The 19246-nt window shown below is 66.5% G+C and carries 16 protein-coding genes; 7 read left to right on the forward strand and 9 right to left on the reverse strand.

From position 1 onward, the window contains the following. The first annotated feature begins 76 nt into the window (after positions 1-76). Positions 77-634: a fasciclin domain-containing protein gene (locus tag LL972_RS01565; protein ID WP_228326116.1), complete on the forward strand. Its 558-nt coding sequence runs from the start codon at positions 77-79 to the stop codon at positions 632-634. Positions 635-1110: 476 nt separating this feature from the next. Here LL972_RS01565 and LL972_RS01570 read toward each other — a convergent pair whose 3' ends face one another. The 4 genes from LL972_RS01570 to LL972_RS01585 form a co-directional block, all read right to left on the reverse strand. Then, positions 1111-2550 (reverse strand): UdgX family uracil-DNA binding protein, encoded by a 1440-nt coding sequence (locus LL972_RS01570; RefSeq protein WP_228326117.1) that lies wholly within the window; start codon positions 2548-2550, stop codon positions 1111-1113. A gap of 590 nt (positions 2551-3140) precedes the next feature. Next, the gene (locus LL972_RS01575; RefSeq protein ID WP_228326118.1) at positions 3141-4385 is read right to left on the reverse strand and encodes a putative DNA modification/repair radical SAM protein; all 1245 of its coding nucleotides are present in this window, start codon (positions 4383-4385) and stop codon (positions 3141-3143) included. Between the two features lie 315 nt (positions 4386-4700). Beyond that, entirely contained in the window at positions 4701-5531 is an 831-nt protein-coding gene (locus tag LL972_RS01580; RefSeq protein WP_228326119.1) for a DODA-type extradiol aromatic ring-opening family dioxygenase, read from the reverse strand. Between the two features lie 31 nt (positions 5532-5562). Continuing rightward, a complete protein-coding gene (locus tag LL972_RS01585) occupies positions 5563-5973 on the reverse strand; it encodes a DoxX family protein (protein WP_228326120.1) in 411 nt (136 codons plus the stop codon). A gap of 105 nt (positions 5974-6078) precedes the next feature. Between LL972_RS01585 and LL972_RS01590 the strand changes: the two genes are divergently transcribed. The 5 genes from LL972_RS01590 (at position 6079) to LL972_RS01610 (ending at position 12142) form a co-directional block, all read left to right on the forward strand. Then, positions 6079-6972 (forward strand): LysR family transcriptional regulator, encoded by an 894-nt coding sequence (locus tag LL972_RS01590; protein WP_228326121.1) that lies wholly within the window; start codon positions 6079-6081, stop codon positions 6970-6972. 96 nt (positions 6973-7068) lie between these two features. Then, positions 7069-7638: a flavodoxin family protein gene (locus LL972_RS01595; protein WP_228326122.1), complete on the forward strand. Its 570-nt coding sequence runs from the start codon at positions 7069-7071 to the stop codon at positions 7636-7638. Positions 7639-8111: 473 nt separating this feature from the next. After that, positions 8112-9107, forward strand: a complete 996-nt coding sequence (locus LL972_RS01600) for an aldo/keto reductase (RefSeq protein WP_228326123.1) — start codon at positions 8112-8114, stop codon at positions 9105-9107. A gap of 119 nt (positions 9108-9226) precedes the next feature. Then, positions 9227-9922 carry a glycosyltransferase gene (locus LL972_RS01605; RefSeq protein ID WP_228326186.1) on the forward strand — a complete coding sequence of 232 codons (696 nt, stop codon included), beginning with the start codon at positions 9227-9229 and terminating at the stop codon, positions 9920-9922. 150 nt (positions 9923-10072) lie between these two features. Continuing rightward, the gene (locus LL972_RS01610) at positions 10073-12142 is read left to right on the forward strand and encodes a M13 family metallopeptidase (protein WP_228326187.1); all 2070 of its coding nucleotides are present in this window, start codon (positions 10073-10075) and stop codon (positions 12140-12142) included. A 271-nt stretch (positions 12143-12413) separates the two neighbouring features. Here the strand turns inward: LL972_RS01610 and LL972_RS01615 are convergent, their stop codons facing one another. Next, positions 12414-13340 carry an oxygenase MpaB family protein gene (locus LL972_RS01615; RefSeq protein ID WP_228326124.1) on the reverse strand — a complete coding sequence of 309 codons (927 nt, stop codon included), beginning with the start codon at positions 13338-13340 and terminating at the stop codon, positions 12414-12416. Positions 13341-13884: 544 nt separating this feature from the next. On the opposite strand from LL972_RS01615, the gene LL972_RS01620 reads away from it, so the two are divergent. Beyond that, the gene (locus LL972_RS01620) at positions 13885-14514 is read left to right on the forward strand and encodes a hypothetical protein (protein ID WP_228326125.1); all 630 of its coding nucleotides are present in this window, start codon (positions 13885-13887) and stop codon (positions 14512-14514) included. Between the two features lie 245 nt (positions 14515-14759). Here LL972_RS01620 and LL972_RS01625 read toward each other — a convergent pair whose 3' ends face one another. The 4 genes from LL972_RS01625 to LL972_RS01640 form a co-directional block, all read right to left on the reverse strand. Then, positions 14760-16355 (reverse strand): APC family permease, encoded by a 1596-nt coding sequence (locus tag LL972_RS01625; RefSeq protein ID WP_228326126.1) that lies wholly within the window; start codon positions 16353-16355, stop codon positions 14760-14762. Between the two features lie 161 nt (positions 16356-16516). Beyond that, entirely contained in the window at positions 16517-16888 is a 372-nt protein-coding gene (locus tag LL972_RS01630; RefSeq protein WP_228326127.1) for a hypothetical protein, read from the reverse strand. Positions 16889-16923: 35 nt separating this feature from the next. Further along, positions 16924-17703: a LytR/AlgR family response regulator transcription factor gene (locus tag LL972_RS01635; RefSeq protein WP_228326128.1), complete on the reverse strand. Its 780-nt coding sequence runs from the start codon at positions 17701-17703 to the stop codon at positions 16924-16926. Further along, positions 17700-18995 carry a sensor histidine kinase gene (locus LL972_RS01640; protein ID WP_228326129.1) on the reverse strand — a complete coding sequence of 432 codons (1296 nt, stop codon included), beginning with the start codon at positions 18993-18995 and terminating at the stop codon, positions 17700-17702. The genes LL972_RS01635 and LL972_RS01640 overlap by 4 nt, the downstream gene beginning before the upstream one ends. Positions 18996-19246: the final 251 nt, after the last annotated feature.

Genomic DNA, 19246 nt, shown 5'->3' on the forward strand with positions numbered 1-19246 from the left:
CCGCGCTGCATCTACCCGCGTATCCAGCACTACGATTGCCATCCAGGCAGTCGCCTACCCAAAGGATCGATGCCTCATGAAGACCTCATTCCAGTCGCTTGCCGTCGCCACTGCCATTGCCCTCACCAGTGCAATGGCCCCCGCCTATGCCGCATCGAACCCGACCGTGGGCGGCGCGCCGATGCTGGTGACCAAGGACATCGTCGACAACGCAGTCAACTCCAAGGATCACACTACCCTGGTCGCCGCAGTCAAGGCCGCCGGCTTGGTCGACACGCTGAAGGGGCCGGGCCCGTTCACCGTGTTCGCTCCAACCAATGCCGCATTCGCCGCACTGCCGGCCGGCACGGTGGAAACCCTGCTCAAGCCCGAATCCAAGCCCACGCTGACCAAGGTGCTGACCTACCACGTGGTGCCGGGCAAGGTCGACGCTGCGTCGCTGATCGCCAAGATCAAAGCCGGTGGCGGCAGCGCGACGCTGACCACGGTGCAGGGCGAGGCGCTGACCGCAAAGCTCAACGGCAAGAAGGTCACCATCACCGACGCCAAGGGCAACACCGCCAACGTCACCATTGCCGATGTCATGCAGAGCAATGGCGTGATCCATGTGGTCGACAAGGTATTGATGCCGTAACTGGGTCTTGCAGTGAAGCAGGCGGTTGCATGCACATGCCTCCATCGGCGGAACGGAGCCCGTTCCGTCGGTGGATCGACAACGATTTGCGCAAGCCGACGGTTTAAGCGTGGAGATGAGGCATGACAAGCACTCCGGTAAGTGCCGACGTTGCGCTCGAAGCCGGGCGTACCGGCGGTACATGCCGATTTCGAACACTGGCCGCGCCTGCCTGACGGCTATGTAGCAGTCGTCCTGCGGGCCGTTCTTGCTTGACGTGTTTGGCTGCGCCGGCGTTGCACTACAACGCCAGCGCATCGGCTGCACGTTACGACGTGCAGACATTGTTGAATTGCGAATCCGCGCGTGCCTGGAAACAGGGTCCAGGCAGCGCCACCACACCGCGAAGCGGCGGTGAGGGGATCACTGGCTCGCCAGTGGTCCCACTTGGTGTCTCGTTCTCCGACACCGTGCGCGTGCACTTGCACGCGCATTTTTTATGTCCGGACAGCGCGATCTGCAGCGCTCGGCGCATCCAGCAACTGGCGCAGATCGGCGACAAATCCGCGGTAGCCTTCTTCGCGCGCGGCCTCCGAGCCTTGCCGCAATACCCACGAGGGATGCACGGTGGTCAGCACCGGCGTGCCGTCGTCCAGCCGCTGCCACTGGCCGCGCTGCTGCATCAAGCGAAAGCCGTTTCCCAACACCGCCTGTGCCGCGGTTGCGCCCAGGCAGACGATCTGCGCCGGACGCAGCTGCGCGCGTTCGGCCTGCAACCAGCCACTGCAGGCCTGCACATGCGACCGTTCCGGGTTGCGATGCAGACGCCGCTTGCCACGTTGCTCGAAACGGAAATGCTTGACCGCATTGGTCACATAGACCGTGGCGCGATCGATCCCGATCTCGCCCAGCGCCATGTTGAACAAACGCCCGGCCGGCCCGACGAACGGACGCCCGCTCAGATCCTCTTCGTCGCCGGGCTGCTCGCCGATCACCATCACCGACGCATCGCTCGGCCCTTCGCCGAACACCGTTTGCGTTGCCGGTTGCCATAACGCGCAGCGCCGGCAATCGCGCGCGGCCACGCGCAACTGCGCCAGGCTTTGCGTGGCCACTCCCGCAACCGGCGCCGGTGCCACCGGCACGCGCCGCCGCACCGGCTCGGGCGCACGCTCGGCCATCTCGCGCACGCGCACCCCGGCCTCGCGGATCAGTTCCGGCAACAGACTCGCCTCGGGCAGGTTCTTCCAGTATTTCTGCGGCATTTCCTGCCGCATCATGGTCGGATTGAGCCGCGCCGGATTGAAGATATGCGCGTAATAGGTGCGCCAGAGCGTTTCCTGCGCATCGTCGGCCGGCACCTGGGTGCGCACGGCGCCCTCGCCGAACGTCAACGCCTCGCCATCCCAGCGCACGCTGCGATAAGGGGTGAGGATCGCCCAGCGCATCCCGGCGAAGCGGCGCGCGAAAAACGGCGCCACCCGATCCACGATCCAATGCTCGGGCTCGAACCACGCCACGAAGTCTTCCTCTTCCACCGGCAAACGCCGAAAGCGCACGAACGCCTTCATCTTGTGCGTGTCGCGCTGCACCGCCTTTTGCCACTGCGTCACCCGAAGCACATCGACATCGGTGGCCCGCTCCAGCAGCGCGCGCTCTCCGCACGCCACCCGCCACAACAACCGATACAGCACCGCATAGCGCTGCGGATCGCGATGACACAGCACCGCTCCCGCCATCTGCAGGAACTCCGCCGACACCCGCGGCGCCGCAACCACGGCCGGCAAGTCCAGCAGCCCCTGCCCCATCAACAAGCCACCCTGCTCCCCCCCATTCCACGCGATGGAGTCAGGCTCCACCTGCGCACACCACCCCGCCCGCGCCAGCGCACGCCATGCATCAAGACTCCAACCTGGCTCAACTTCAGCGCTGAACATCGCTTACACCTGACCTCAAGATTTCCGATCTCGCCATCGCTCTACTGGCGGCACTATCGTTGCGTTGTTGCGATTTTTTCGCGGGCTTTTGCGGCTATTGCTGCTACTGGTTACTGGTTACTGGTTACTGGTTGCTGGTTGCTGGTTGCTGGTTGCTGGTTGCTGGTTGCTGGTTGCTGGTTGCTGGTTGCTTGTCGCTTGTCGCTTGTCGCTTGTCGCTTGTCGCTTGTCGCTTGTCGCTTGTCGCTTGTCGCTTGTCGCCGTTGATTTTGCTGCACCAAGTCGCCTTAGAGCGAGCCGAGCACCGCAGCCATGCGTGGCCGAAGAGGCGCCCTGTCTGAGCGCAGCGAGTTTGGGCGCCGTGCCGCGCATGGCGAGGAGCACAGGGCACCGGTGCAGCTGTATCGCACCGGATCGCGTCAGGCGAAATGGTTTTGGTTACTTTTGCCGAAACAAAAGTGACTCGCGCCGACAGGCGCGAAAGCTCTGCACTTGATGAGTCGAACAAGACACAAGCACCCATGATCGCGCGCAACCGTACCCTCATCCGCCCTTCGGGCACCTTCTCCCGACGGGAGAAGGGACAGGCGTCAATCGAACAAACTTGCCTGTCGCGGTGCCGGCGCCAACTGCGCGCGCAAGCGCACCGGATCGTCCAGGCGCTGGCGCGGATGGTGGTCCAGCACACTCACGAACGGCAGCAGCTTCTTCATCGGCACCCGCAACCGCGCCAGATCGCCCACCCGCAACCGCGCATGCCGGCGCGACAACAACAGACGCTCCACATTGCGGGTGCCCAGGCCTGGCACCCGCAGCAGCATCTCGCGCGGCGCTGCGTTCAAGTCCACCGGAAAGCGCTCCGGATTGCGCAGCGCCCAGGCCAGCTTCGGATCCACGTCCAGATCGAGCATGCCGCTGGATTGCGCCGGCGCAATTTCCTCCACGCTGAACTCGTAGAAGCGCAGCAGCCAGTCAGCCTGATACAGCCGGTGCTCGCGCTGCAATGGCGGCGCCTGCAGCGGCAGTTTGGACGAGGCATCCGGGATCGGACTGAAGGCAGAGTAATACACCCGACGCATCCGGTAATTGCCGTAGAGATTGTGGCTGGTGTCCAGGATGCTGCGGTCGTTGGCATCGTCGGCGCCGACGATCATCTGCGTGCTCTGCCCGGCCGGCGCAAACCGCGGCGGCTTGGCGCGGCGCACCTTTTCGGCCTTGCGCTCCAGCTGGTTTTCTTCGATGCGCCAGCGCAACTCGCCCATGGCCGAACGGATGCCGCCGACGCTTTTTTCCGGCGCCAGCAGCGTCAACCCCTGCTCGGTCGGCAGTTCCACGTTGATGCTCAGGCGGTCGGCATAGCGGCCGGCGGCAGCCAGCAGGTCGGGCGCGGCATCGGGAATGGTCTTGAGATGGATGTAGCCGGCGAAGTGATGCACCTCGCGCAGCTGCCGCGCCACTTCCACCAGCTGCTCCATCGTGTAATCGGAGTTGCGGATGATGCCGCTGGACAGGAACAGGCCTTCAATGTAATTGCGCTTGTAGAAGTCCAGCGTCAGCGTGACCACTTCTTCCGGCGTGAAGCGCGCGCGGCGCACGTTGCTGGAGACACGGTTGACGCAATACGCGCAATCGAACACGCAGAAGTTGGTGAGCAGGATCTTCAACAGCGACACGCAGCGGCCGTCGGGTGTGTACGAGTGGCAGATCCCCATGCCCTCGGTGCTGCCGACCCCGCCGGTGCCGAGCGAATTGCGCTTGTTTGCGCCACTGGAGGCGCAGGACGCGTCGTATTTGGCCGCATCGGCCAGCACTGCGAGTTTGTCGAGGATTTTCACGCAAGCAGCATGTCGTGAAGGCGTCTCAGCCTATGAGACTGCACGACACCTTATCGTGAATGCTTCAGAGCGCTGCGCTGCCGGCTCTTGTGGGCAGCTTGCCTTGGCTGCGGGCCGGTGCGCCGTAGGCACCGAGCCGTGTCGTTGCGGGTCTTGCTTGGTGTAGCCACCGCACCACACCGGTTTGCAGCGGCACTAACTGGCCACATGCCTTGGCTTGCAGGCGGCTGGGCAGTGCCTCGGAATTGCAGGGCCGGCATGCCGCCTGCACCGTCGGTGACGGCTACGGTGCAGGCGTGCCGCGGTCGCCATGGCTCATGCGGCGACCGGGCCCGCAAGCGCGCGATCGCCGTCCGGATCGCCATCGAACCGGTAGATATCCATCGCCAGATACCCCGCATCGATGCCGGCATCGATGCGCTGTGCGCCGAGCCGGTCCCCGCCGGCCGCGCCCATCGCCACGTACAGCGGCAACAGGTGCTCGTCGCTGGGGTGCGCCCGCGCGGCATGCGGCGCCTGCCGGCGATAGTCCAGCAGCGCGGCGATGTCGTCCTCCACCAACTTGCGCTCGGTCCACTCGATGAAGGGCCGCACATACGGCGCCTCGCGCTCGGCGCTATAGCCATGGCGGAAGTCGTGCAGATTGTGGGTGATGCTGCCGGAGCCGATCACCAGCACACCTTCCTCGCGCAGCGGCGCCAGCGCGCGGCCAACCGCAAACTGATGCGCCGGCCCCAGCTCGGGCTGGATCGACACCGATACCACCGGGATCCCGGCGGCCGGATACAGCAGGCGCAGCGGTACCCACACGCCATGATCGAAGCCGCGCTGCGGGTCCAGGTGCGGATGCAGGCCGGCCTGCTCGAGCCGGCGCACAATCTGCTGCGCCAACACCGGCTCGCCGGGCGCGGGATAGTCCAGCTCGTACAGCGGCGCCGGAAAGCCGCCGAAGTCGTGGATGGTGGGCGGCCGCAGCGCGCCGCTGACCAGCGGGCGACGGCCCAGCCAGTGCGCGGAGGCAACCACGATCGCGCGCGGCCGCGGCAAGGTCTGCGCGAGTTCGGCCAGGCGCACGCCGACCTGCCCCGGCTGCAATGCCGTCATCGGCGATCCGTGCGAGATGTACAGGGAAGGCAAACGGGTCATGGCTCACTCCTCAGAAGAACGACAGGTAGCCTCAACGCGCCGGCTTCAGCGCCAACGCGCCCTCGCCAAGCAGCGATTGCACGACCAGCAACACCGCCCACAGCGCCGGGTATTCCCAACCGCCGCCCGGATTGGAGAAGCCGAAGCCGTTGCCGCCATGCACGCTGACGATGGTGCCCAGTAGCAGCGGCACGCCCAGCAGCCCGACCCAGCGCGCGTAGATGCCCAGCAGCAGGGACAGGCCGAGGCCGAGCTCCAGCGCGATGGTGAGGTAGGCCAGCGCGCCCGGCAGGCCGAGCGACTGGAAATAGGCCACGGTGCCGGCCGGGGTGAACACCAGCAACTTGGTCAGGCCATGCGCCAGAAACAGCGCGCCCAGGCTGATGCGCAGCAAGGCGGCGCCATAGGCAGCGGTACGCGGGGAAGCGAGGGAGGTGGACATTGGACGGACTCCAGTGAGGACCTGCACAGCCTATTACTTACAAATTTCTGATAAATAGTTTTAATTCGGATAATTTATTGCGATCAAGGCAACAATCGGACGCTGATGGATACCCTCGATGCGATGCGCGTGTTTGCCGCGGTGGCCGAACGCAGCGGCTTCAGCGCCGCCGCCGATGCGCTGGACCGTTCCACCGCCAGCGTGACCCGGCAGGTCGCCGCGCTCGAACAACGGCTGGGCACGCGCCTGCTCAACCGCACCACCCGGCGGGTCAGCCTGACCAGCGCCGGCACCGCGTATTACCAGCGCTGTCTGCAACTGCTGGCCGACCTGGACGATCTGGAAGCCACGGTCGGCGCGCAGGCGCTGGAGCCGGCCGGGGTGCTGCGCGTCAACGCGCCGGTGAGTTATGGCATCGAGCGTCTGGCCGCGCTGCTGCCGGACTTCTGCGCGCGCTACCCACAGGTGGAGCTGGACCTGTCGCTGTCGGACCGGTTGGTCGACATGGTCGAGGAAGGTTTCGATGTGGCCATCCGCATCACCCGTCAGCCGGCGCCGACCTTGATCGCCCGGCGCCTGGGCACGGTCCGCCTGGTGCCCTGCGCGGCGCCGGCCTACCTGGCCCGTGCCGGCACCCCGATGCATCCGTCCGACCTGGCCGGCCACGACTGCCTGCTATACCACTACTCGCCCAACGGCGACGAGGTGCGCTTCCATGGGCCCGAGGGCGATAGCGAGGTGCGCCTCCACGGCAACCTGCGTGCCAACAACGGGCATGTGCTGAGCGCGGCGGCGGTGGCCGGCCTGGGCATCGCGATCCAGCCGGACTTCCTGGCCGACGAGCATCTGGCTGCCGGCCGGCTGGTGCGCATCCTTCCGCAGTACGCGCTGGGAGAGATCGGCATCTTCGCCGTCTATACCAGCCGCAGCCACCTGGCCCCGAAGGTGCGCAGCTTCATCGATTACTTGGTCGAGCGCATGGGCGATCCCGGGCGCTGATGAGGCCGGCAACAGTACGTCCCGTCGATGGTCATTAACCTGACGCCGCCTGTGTGGTCACAATCGGGGTCCCCCCCCAGACCAACAGGACTGCGCATGAGCAAGATCGCCATCATCTATTTCAGCGGCTACGGCCACACCGTCAAACTGGCCGAAGCCGTGCACGCCGGCGCCGCCAGTGTCGGCGAGGCCACGCTGTACCGCATCGATCAGGACGGCAACCTGCCCGACGATGCCTGGGAGGCGATCGGCGCCGCCGACGCCATCATCTACGGCAGCCCCACCTACATGGGCGGGCCGGCGTGGCAGTTCAAGAAGTTTGCCGACGCCAGTTCCAAGCCGTGGTTTGCGCAGGCCTGGAAGGACAAGATCGCGGCCGGCTTCACCAACTCGGCCTCGGTGAACGGCGACAAGTACGCCACCATCCAGTATTTCTGGACGCTGTCGCAGCAGCACGGCCAGGTCTGGGTCGGTACCGGCCTGCTGCCGGCCAACACCAAGGCGCATGGTCCGCAGGACATCAACTGGACCGCCGGCTCGGCAGGCGCGCTGGCGATCTCGCCCTCCGATGCCTCGCCGGAAGAAGCGCCACGCAGCGGCGATCTGGAAACCGCCAAGCTGCTCGGCAAGCGGGTGGCCGAGTTCGCCGGCAAGCTCAAGGGCTGAAGCGGCGGGCGCTGATGTCCGTATAAGAACACCCGCGCATGGCGGTGGGCCCTGGTCTGCCGACATGCGCGGGTGTTGCGTGGGGTCGCAGCACACGCGATCGGGTTTGCGCAATCGGGTTTGCGCGATGTAATGCCGAGTGCTTGCCAGTGAGCCGCTTGCCTGTGACCTGACTGGCCGTAAGCCGCTTGGCGGCCAATGCGGTCTGGCTAAGCTGCGCCAATGTCCTTCCGCCGCGCAGGCGCGTGCACCCGCCGAAAGATGCCGAACGCCTGGATGGCGACTTCCGGATGCCGCAGCGACTCGGCAGCGATCCTGTCGCCTGGTGCGCTCGTCCGTTCCCACCCTGCCGCCACGCGCCACCGCCGCAGCACGCCAGCCTCCAAAGCGCGTCATCGCACGGGCCACATCGCGCTAACGCGCACCGCCGCATCCTCCCCCTGCCTTCCTTGCCGCTCGGAGTTCTCCCCACCATGCAAACCCGCACGCTTGGCCGTTCCGGCCCCACCGTCTCTGCGCTCGGCCTCGGCTGTATGGGCATGAGCGCGTTCTACGGCGATCGCAGCGACGAGGCCGGCTCGATCGCGGTGATCCATCGCGCCCTCGATCACGGCGTCAGCCTGCTCGACACCGCCGACATGTACGGCCCGCACACCAATGAAATCCTGGTCGGCAAGGCCATCGCCGCGCGCCGGCACGAAGTGTTCCTGGCCACCAAGTTCGGCATCAAGCTCGATCCCAACGACCCGTCGGTGCGCGGCATCGATGGCAGCCCGGACTATGTGCAATCGGCCTGCGAAGCCAGCCTGCGCCGCCTGGGCGTGGAGCATATCGACCTGTACTACCAGCACCGCGTGGACCCCAACGTGCCGATCGAAGACACGGTGGGTGCGATGTCGCGCCTGGTCGAACAAGGCAAGGTGCGTTTCCTCGGGCTGTCGGAAGCCGCCGCAGCCACCATCCGCCGCGCGCATGCGGTGCATCCCATCACCGCGGTGCAGACCGAATATTCGCTGTGGTCGCGCGAGCCCGAGGACAATGGCGTCTTCGAAACCGTGCGCGAGCTCGGGATCGGATTTGTTCCGTATTCGCCGCTGGGCCGCGGTTTCCTGACTGGCGCCTTCGCCTCCCCGGACGACTTCGAGGCCGACGATTACCGTCGCCATTCGCCGCGTTTCCAGGGCGAGAACTTCACCCGCAACCTGCAACTGGTGGAGCAGGTCAAGGCGATCGCCGCCGACAAGGGCATCACGCCGGGGCAGCTGGCGCTGGCCTGGGTGTTGGCGCAGGGCCAGGACCTGGTGCCGATCCCGGGCACCAAGCGGTTGGCCTACCTGGAAGAAAACCTCGGCGCGCTCGATGTGGCACTGATGCCGGACGAGCTCGCACGGATCGATGCGATCTTCCCGCTACAGGCCGCGTCCGGTACGCGTTATCCGGAAGCGATGATGGGCGCGCTCAGCCGCTGAGCGGTGCGCGTGGAAGCCCACGCCACCGCGGTGGCCCGGCGATGGCGTGCGCTCACGCCATCGCACCGGCATGGCTCGCACACTGGGCCTCACCGCCATCCCGAGTGACGCGTCCTGCCATGCTGTCCTTCGTGATCCCCGCCCATGACGAGGCCGCGCTGATCGGCCAGACGCTGCAGTGCCTGCACGCCTGTGCGCAGAGCCTGCAGCTGGACTACGAGGTGATCGTGGTGGCCGATGCCTGCGAGGACGCCACCGCCGCCATCGCGCGCGCGGCCGGTGCGCAGGTGCTGGAGGTGCAATTGCGCCATATCGCCGCCACCCGCAATGCCGGCGCGCAGCAGGCGCAAGGCGATCGCCTGCTGTTTCTGGACGCCGATACGCTGGTGAACCCGCAGGTGGTCGGCGCCGCGCTGGCGGCGCTGGATGCCGGCGCCGTCGGCGGTGGCGCGCAGGTGCATCTGCAGGGCAGGCGCATGTGGTTCGAGCGCATGGCGCAGGCGATGTTCGGCGGGTTATTCCGTCTCGGCGGCATCGCACCGGGCTGCTTCCTGTTCTGCACGCGCGCCGCATTCGTCAGCGCCGGCGGCTTCGATACGCGTTACTACGCCGGCGAAGACGTGGCATTGAGTCGCGCGCTGGCACGCTGCGGACGGTTCGTGATCCTGCGCCAGACCGTGCACACCTCCGACCGCAAGCTGCGCAGCTTTTCCAAGCGCGAGCACCTGGGCCTGCTGTTGCGCTTCCTGTGGCGTGGGCGCCGCATGCTGCAGACCCGCGATGCACTGGGCTTCTGGTACCAGCGCCGGCGCTGAACCGCGCGTGTCCGCAGGGCTGCTGTGCCTGCTGCACCCTGCCCTCGCGTCGGGACGTGGCGACGGTGGCAATTTACACTGGTATGTCTGTTTTTCGTTTCCGAGTTGCACCGCATGGCTCTTCTGCACCGTCCTGTCCTGATCGCTGCGCTGTCGGCTGCCCTGCTGAGTACCGCCGCGTGCCACCGCGATGGCGCCTCACCGGCAACGACGACGCACGCCAAGGCCACACCCACCACGCCCAAGCTGGGTGATTTCGGTTTCGATGCGGCGGGCATGGACCGCAGCGTGGCAGCGGGCGACGACTTCTTCAGCTACGCCAGCGGCAACTGGGTCAAGACCACCCAGATTCCGGACGACCGCTCCAGCTTCAACAGCTTCGTCAGCATCGCGATCGAGACCGAGCAGCACAGCCGCGACATCATCGAAGGCGCTGCCGCCAACGACCGCGTCACCGGCGAATACAAGCAGATTGGCGACTACTACGCGGCCTACATGGATGAAGCCGGTATCGAGACCAAGGGCGTGCGTCCGGTGCAACCGGAACTGGACGCCATCGCGCAGCTGGACGACAAGCAGGCGCTGGCGCGCACCCTGGGTGGCCAGTTGCGCGCCGATGTGGATCTGCTCAACTCCACCAACTTCTACACCGACCGGCTGTTCGGTCTGTGGATCTCGCAGGACCTGCATCACCCCGGCCGCTACGTGCCGTATCTGGTGCAGGGCGGCCTGGGCATGCCGGACCGCAGCTTCTATCTGGACGACGGACGCATGACGCAGATGCGCGAGGCCTACCGCGCGCACATCGTCAAACTGCTGGAACTGGCCGGCATCGCCGACGCGGCGGCCAGGGCCGAGCGCATCCTGGCCCTGGAAACCGCGATGGCGCGCGTGCATGCAACCGCCGAACAGACCAACAACGTGCAGGCCGGCGCCAATGCCTGGAAACAGGCCGATTTCGCGCGTAATGCGCCTGGCCTGGATTGGGCGCCGTTCTTCGAAGCGGCCGGCCTGAAGGCGCAGCAGGATTTCATTGTCTGGCAGCCTGGCGCGGTGGCCGGGCTGTCGGCGCTGGTGCGCTCCGAATCGCTGCAGACCTGGAAGGATTACCTGAGCTTTCGCGCGCTGGACCGCGCCTCGCCGTATTTGTCCAAGGCCTTTGCCGATGAGCGCTTTGCGTTCTACGGCACCACGCTGGAAGGCACCCCGCAACAACGCCAGCGCTGGAAGCGCGGCATCGACGCCACCAACGCGGCCCTGGGCGAAGCGGTGGGCCAGCGCTATGTGCAGAAGTACGTCAGCGCCCAGACCAAGACGCGTGCCGAGGAGATGGTCAGGAACATCGTCACCGCTTTCGGCAAACGCATCGATGCGCTGGAGTGGATGAGTCCGGAGACCAAGCAGCATGCCAAGGCCAAGATTGCCGGGCTGACCGTCGCGGTGGGCTATCCGGAGACCTGGCGCGACTACAGCGGGCTGGATGTGCGCCGCGACGACGCGCTGGGCAACGTGCAGCGCGCCGAGCTGTTCGAGTACCGGCGCAATCTGGCCAAGCTGGGCAAGGCCGTGGATCACCGCGAGTGGTACCTGCTGCCGCAGGAGGTCAACGCGCTGAACGTGCCGCTGGAAAACCGCCTGCTGTTTCCGGCGGCGATCCTGCAGCCGCCGTTCTTTGACCCCGCAGCCGACGATGCGGTGAACTACGGCGCCATCGGCGCGGTGATCGGCCATGAGATCAGCCACAGTTTCGACAACATGGGCGCACAGTTCGACGAACATGGCGAGCTGCACAACTGGTGGACGCCGCAGGACCTGAAAAAATTCGAGGCTGCCGGCAATGCGCTCGCAGCGCAGTTCAGTGCGTACAAGCCGTTCGACGATCTGAGCGTCAACGGCAAGCTGACGCTGGGCGAGAACATCGCCGATGTCGCAGGCCTGGCGACCGCCTACGACGCCTATCAGCTGTCGCTGCAGGGCAAGCAGCCGCAGACCATCGACGGGTTCAGCCCGGACCAGCGCTTCTTCCTGGGCTTTGCGCAGGCCTGGCGCGGCAAGTACCGCGACGCGGCGCTACGCAACGCCGTGCTCACCGACGTGCACGCACCCGGACGCTTCCGCGCGCAGACCGTGCGCAACCTCGATGCCTGGTACCCGGCATTCGATGTGCAGCAAGGCCAGCAGTTGTATCTGCCGCCCGAGCAGCGGGTGCGGATCTGGTAGCTGGTGTTTCGCGGTGATGGCTGCTGCGTGTGACGTAGAGCTGGATCCATGGGCCAGAGCACTTCCTCTCTACCGTCCCCTCACCCCAACCCCTCTCCCGATGGGAGAGGGGCTTGAGAGCAGGATTTAGCAGGGTTCGACACGCGCAGCAGGCTGGCCTTCTCTCCCGCCGGGAGACCCGCCGGGAGAGGGGTTGGGGTGAGGGGACGGCCACACAGTGCACCAGCCCCCGCGTCACACCACCGCACTGCACACCAGCAAGCACGCGCACTCATCGCGCCCCGGGCCACTCCAGCAACATCGTCTGCGGCAGCTGCATGCGGCGGCACGCGCGTGCGGACAGCCCGTCGCGAAGTGCAGTGCGGAACAGCGGCGACAGACTGCGCAGCAGCCGCGCCGATGCATGCGCCTGCGCGCGCTGCGTGGTGGTGCGGCCAAGCATGTCGCTGGCCCAGCCCGGCAACAGGGCGGTACCGGCACCGAGGAACACGCCGCGCGACAGACCGGCCGCCGGCACCGGCAACTGGATGCTGGTGAGGATGTCGAGCACCTCGCGCGAGCGCGTGTCCATGCGCAGCTGCCCGCGCACAGTGGCGAAATAGGCATCGACCTGCGCCTCGCTGGCGGGCACATCGGCCGCGCCCAGCGCTTCGGCGACGCGTCGCGCTTCGTCGTAGTAACGGTCGGCGATGCTTGCCGGCACGTCGCGGCAATAACGTCGGCAGCCCTGCAGAAAACCGTAGGCCTCGGTGACGTGCACCCAGGTCAGCAACTGCGGATCGTTGGCGTCGTAGGGCATGCCGTCGGCGGTTTGACCGTGGATATGCGAGTGGATGCTGCGCACGCGGGCGATCAATTGCTCGGCTTCGGCGCGCGGGGCGTAGGTGGTGCCGGCGACGAAGTTGGTGGTGCGCCGCAGCCGCCCGATCAGGTCGGCGCGGAAGTTGGAATGGTCGTAGACCCCGGCCAGCGCGCGTGGGTGCAGCAGCTGCAGCATCAATGCGCACAGTCCGCCGGACAACATGCCGGGAAATTCCGAATGCACCCGCCAGGTGACGCTGTCGGGCCCGAAGATGCCGGGATCGCCGAGCGGCTGGTCGTAGTCGATGGAGCTCTGGCCACGCGGAAACGCGCCCAGCACCCAGCGGTGGATCTGCCTGGCGGCAGGGGCGGTGAGGGTACGCAGGACGGCTGACATGCATGCGAGCAAACCGAGCCCGCTGCAAGACCGCGTCGTGGCCGTGAAGGGCTGGGATTTGGGATTTGGGATTTGGGATTGGCGAAAGGCGGCTCTGTGTTCGCTGCTCGCCCCCATGCGCATCGACCGTCTCGACGGGTGCTTGCCAGCCTGTCGCCGGACCTTGCGCGGCATGGATGCTTGCGCGGCGCTCACGCGATCTGCACGCCGGAATCGATTGCGCGCCGGTCGCAACCGCCTCGATTACGGATGCACGCACGCAAGCGCGCGTGTGCAGTGCAGCAAGAATGGCCACGCATTAGCGCTGCAGTCGTTCGGCAAACGCTGCAAAGCGCCTGAATACCGCGATTTGTGCGCGGGTACGCAGGATTGGCCAGCCATCGCGTGGCAGCAGGCATTGCCATGCACAGCGAAAGTGCTAGAACTAGGGCCGTCCGAGCGCAGGCTTGCATCACTGTCAGGCATCTGCCCGGTCGCTCCAGGGCACCGGCGTGTTGCCGGGTGCAGCAAGTCGTTCGTACCAGCCATCCGTCAGGAGCTTGTCATGATCGCTTTGTTCCAGGGTTTGGGCCTGCTATTGCAGGACAACGCACTCCATCGGCTCTCCTTCGACGAGCAGGTCGCGCACTGGCGCGAAAAGACCGACGAACAGCTCGACCAGGAGCTCAATCTGCTCAAGGTGGCCAAGAAACAGTGGGTGATCGCCTCGATCATCGGCTGGCAGGCGATCTCGCTGGTGTTGCTGGGCGTGATCACCCATCAGCTGTGGCAGAACGACTACCACCTCACCTTCAGCCGCGTGGTGATCATCTTTACCTCGTGGGCCTCGATCCTGTTCGTCATGTGGTACATCGCCGATCTGTTCGACCACAGCGCCGGTTTCGAACGCTGGCTGCGCGCCTTCAACAGCCGCGCGCGGCTCACACCGGATGCCGACTCGGTCGAGTGCGTGGCCGATGCACTGGACATGACCCGTCGCTACCCGGAAGTGCTGCGCTACAAGCAGGAGGTCAGTTCCAGGCGCGAATTGCGCCACGAGGACATCGTCAACATGCGCGAGATGGGTCGGCTGCGCCGCTATACCGAACTGTTGCGCGATCTGGACCGCTTCGATGGTGCGCCGCGCCTGGTGACCAGTACCAACACCCATAGCGCGGCGGGGACGCTGGCGTAGCGGGCAAACGATGGACACGGTGCTTGCCGGGAGGCGTCGGCAACACCGCGTGCGGGGCGAAAAAACGGACCGATTGATCCGCCCGATGCCCGATCGCAACACGGCGTACGCTGCCAAGACAGTGTCAATCGCTGCACATCACGGCGTGCGTGGCGACCAACAAAAACGGCCGGTGCAGTGCACCGGCCGTCGTTGTTTGCGGCGCCTGCTGGAGCCCGGTCGATCCGTCATCAGCAATCAGGCGCTTACGCCTGCGCGACGGCCTTCTCCACCGACGGCGTGCGCCAACCGCTGCGCACGCCCCAGATGTAGAACACCACCCCGACCGCCGCGACCACGGCCAGATCGGTGCCGTAGTTGAGGTAGCCATGCCCGCCGAAGTCACTGCTGCCGGCCCAGGACAGCAGTGCGATCGTCGGCAGGTAGCAGATCATCCAGGCCGCGCCCTTGAGGTTGCGCCCAAGATCCGGCCAGCCCTGCTTGGCCTGGTAGTAGCAGTACACCGGCAGCGCCACGACCATCAGCAGGATGATCTCGCCGGTCAGCGGCCAGCGCGCCCAGTACAGCAGCTCGGTCGCCATCACGAAGGCCACGCCGGCCAGCACCGGCAGCGCGGCGATGCGCAGCGGGCGGTGCAGTTCGGGCGCATGACGGCGCAGCGCCATCGCGCTGATCGGGCCGGTGAGGTAGGAAATGATGGTCGCCACCGAGATCACCGCCGCCAGCGTGCCCCAGCCGCGGAAGAAGAACAGGAACACGAACGACACCGCCAGGTTGAAGAACATCGCCATGCGCGGCACGCCCCAGACCGGGTGTAGCTTGCCCAGCACCGACGGCATGGTGCCGTTCTTTTCCATGCCGTAGACCATACGCGCGGTGGTGGCGGTATAGGTGATGCCGGTGCCGCTGGGGCTGACGAACGCATCGATGTACAGCAGCATCGCCAGCCAATGCAGGTTGACGATGATGGCCAGCTCAGCGAACGGCGAGCGGAAGTCGATGCCGTGCCAGCCGGCCTTGGCCAGCAGGTCCGGCGGCACCGCGCCGATGTAGGCCACCTGCAGGATCACGTAGACCACCGTGGCCAGCGCGATCGAGCCCAGCACCGCGAACGGAATGCTGCGGCCCGGGTTGCGCGCCTCGCCGGCCAGGTTCACCGGGCTCTGGAAGCCGTTGAAGCTGAAGACGATGCCGGCAGTGGCCACCGCGGTGAGCACCGCGGCCAGGTCGATCACGTGCGCATCGCCGTGGATGCCGACGCTGAAGTTCTCGCTATGGAAGCCGCTGGCGATCAGGGCCACGCCGGTCGCCGCCGGCACCACCAGCTTGAACACGGTGATCAGGGTATTGGAGCGCGCGAACAGCTTGACGCTCCAGAAATTGAGGAAGAAATACACCAGCACCAGCACCGCCGAGATCAGCAGGCCGGGCACCGACAACTCCCCCGCCCCGCCGGGTGCCTGCACATACAGGCCCTGCGCCCAGGCCCACGGCCAGGACGCCATGTATTGCACCGAGGCCTCGGCCTCGACCGGGATCACCGAGACGATCGCGATCCAGTTGGCCCAGCCGGCAATGAAGCCCACCAGCGAGCCGTGCGAGTAATGGCTGTAGCGCACCATGCCGCCGGACTCGGGGAACATCGCGCCCAGTTCCGCGTAGGACAGCGCGATGGTGGTGATGATCGCCGCGCCCAGGATCCAGGCCCAGATCGCACCGGGGCCGGCCAAGCCGGCGGCGCGCCAGGCGCCGAACAGCCAGCCGGAACCGATGATCGAGCCCAGGCCGGTAAGCATGAGGGCGAAGGGGCCAACGTCGCGGCGTAGCGATTGTTCGGACATGAGAGCCTGACTGTGAGGACGCCGTGAACCGGCAACAAGCCGGCAATGATCGCAGAAGCGGCCGCGGATCGTCAGTGCGTATTCAGGCTTGTGCCCGGTTGCAGCATGGCTTGCTACATAGCTGAAACGTGTTTCCGCCGAGCCAGGCCTGCAACACCCGCTTAGCCATGGCAATCCGCGCCGGGGGCGCTGGTATCCACGCAGGTGTGCGCCTGACGCGGGATGCCGCGCAGCTCGCGCACCTGCCCGGGTGTCAGCGCAAAGCTGTCCAGGGTCCTGCGTGCGCAGGCCGGTGGGCGCGCCGTCGCGCCTGCGGCAGGCGCGGCGCAGTGCTCCTCGTAGACCAGGTAATGGCAGCGACCACTGCTGCTGGCCAGGCAGTGCACATGGATGTCGGTGGCGGTAGCCAGGGTCTTGCTGAAAATCACGTCCTGGCCATTGCTGGTGGCACGGGTGATGGAGGTGGTGCCGTTGCGGTCATGGCAACCGGCCAATGCCAGCAGGCAATACACGAGGGAGGCGATCAGGCGCATATCAGCAATCCTTTCAGTCGATGCGATCGGGGGAATTACATGCCGCGGAACAGGGTCATGAAGGGCTGGCTGACAGTGAGCGTTTCGCTGCGCCCGCGCAGCGCCAGCCGGCCCTTGCCGGTGTCCTCGCGCACCACCGAGGCGACCGCCTTCATGTTGACGATGGTGGAGCGGTGGATCTGCTTGAACACCTGCGGGTCCAGCACGTCGAGCAACTCGCGCAATGGCGTGCGCAGGATCGCCTCGCCGGCGGCGGTCATCACCGTGGTGTATTTCTGGTCGGCCTGGAAATACGCCACCTCGTCCAGCGCGATCAGGCGCGTCTCGCGGCCGCTGCTGGCGGTGAGCCAGGCCAACGGCGGCGCGGCGCCGGCGGCGGCAGGGCGCGCGGAAAGGCGCTGCAACAAGGCCTCCAGCAGCTGGCCATCCGGCTGGCCGGCGGCGGCGGCGCGCTGTTGCACGCGCTGCCAGGTGGCCTGCAGGCGCTCGCGGCTGATCGGCTTGAGCAGATAGTCCACCGCGCCGTGTTCGAACGCATCGATGGCGTACTGGTCGTAGGCAGTGACGAATACCACCTGGGTACGCGGGCTGACCTCGCGCAGCGCACGCGCCACTTCGATGCCGGTGAGCCCGGGCATGCGGATATCCAGAAACACCACATCCGGTTGCTGGGTGGCGATGGTCTCCAGCGCGCTGGCGCCGTCCTCACATTCGCCCACGATGTCCAGTTGCGGGCACACCTGGGCCAGCAGGGTCAGCAGCGATTGCCGCAGCAGCGCCTCGTCTTCGGCGATCACCGCACGCAGCGCGTTCATGCCTGCACCTGCGCGGGCCGGGTGTGCGCGTCGGGCAACGGCGGCGGCATGCGGGTGGCCAGCATCTGCGCCGGCAGCGGCAGGCTGATGGTGGCTGCCACACCGCTGGGGAAATTGGACACGATGGCAAAGCTGGCCTTGCCGGCGTAGATCAGCTGCAGGCGCTCGCGCACGTTCTTCAGGCCGATGCCGGTGCCTTGCGTATGCGTGCCGAAGCCCTGGCCGTCGTCGGCCACGGTCAGCGTGGCATGGTCGTCGACGCGACGCGCCAGGATCCATATCGTGCCGCCGCCGGGCTTGGGTTCCAGCCCGTGCTTGATCGCGTTCTCCACCAGGGTCTGCAACATCATCGAGGGCAGTTGCAGTGCGCGCAGCTCGTACGGCACTTCCACCTGCAGGGCCAGCCGCGTGCCCATGCGGATGCGCAGGATCTCCAGATAGGCCTGGGTGCGTTCGAGTTCCTCGCCCAGGGTGGAGATGGCCCCGTCGGCGCTGGGCAGCGAGCTGCGCAGGTACTGGATCAGATGGCCGATCATGATGTCGGCGCGCGGCGGGTCGGTGCGCGCCAATACCTGCGCACTGGCCAGCGTGTTGTAGAGAAAGTGCGGCTCGACCTGGGCATGCAGCAGATTCAGGCGTGCCACGGCCAGCTCCTTTTCCATCACCGACTGCTCGGCCGCGGCCTGCTCGTCGCGGCGCTGCTCGCCGACCCGACGCACCACCGCACGGTTGATCGCCTCGGCGTTCTCGTAATTGCTGCCTTCGTCCACCGCGAACAGGTCCACCCAGGCACCGGCGTCGGGCTCGCACAGCACCGTGACGCTACTGGTGCCCTGCCCCGGCGTGATCGTCACCAGCACCTGGTTGCGCTTGATCGCAAAACGCGCGAACAGGTTCCAACGCGAGGGCTGGCGTCCTTCGTAGGGGTCGATGCGGCGCACCTTGGCGCGGATCAGCAGGCTGCCGGGCGCGCATTCGATGTCCTGCACGCGCGGCAGCACGCGCACCGCCTCTTCGACCACCGCGAAGCTGGCCTGCACGTCCAGCGGCACTTCGATCTGGCGCCGCTGCCGGGTCGACAAGGTGTCGTGATCCAGCCGCCCGGCGATCAGGCGCACCCGCCGCACATGCGTGATCGCACTCATCAGGGCCAGTGTCAGCAGCACCACACAGATCAGCCCGAAGAACGCGCCGGTCGAGCCGAACAGCTGCGCCCACATGATCCCGGCCACCACCAACGCCGCAGCCCAGGCGAACACGATACGCACGATCAGGAAGACGCTGGCAGACACGGGGGGCGACTCGTCGGGTAGGGACGCGGCGAGCATAGCCGGCAAGCGATCGGACGAAAGCCCCGGGCGACGAATGGCCGTCAGCGCGGCCCCAATTGCCCGGATCGCGGTGCGAAACCCGGCCTGGTCGGCAGTGGCAGGTGCAGACGCGCGCGGTATGCTCGACGTCCGTGACCGGCACCCGGCGGCCATCAGGCGTCGGGCGTCGCTCGCGGCCACGCAGCGCAGGGCCTGGCGTATACGGATGCTGC

The organism is Xanthomonas campestris pv. asclepiadis (genome assembly GCF_020784175.1).
Classification (GTDB): domain Bacteria; phylum Pseudomonadota; class Gammaproteobacteria; order Xanthomonadales; family Xanthomonadaceae; genus Xanthomonas; species Xanthomonas campestris_D.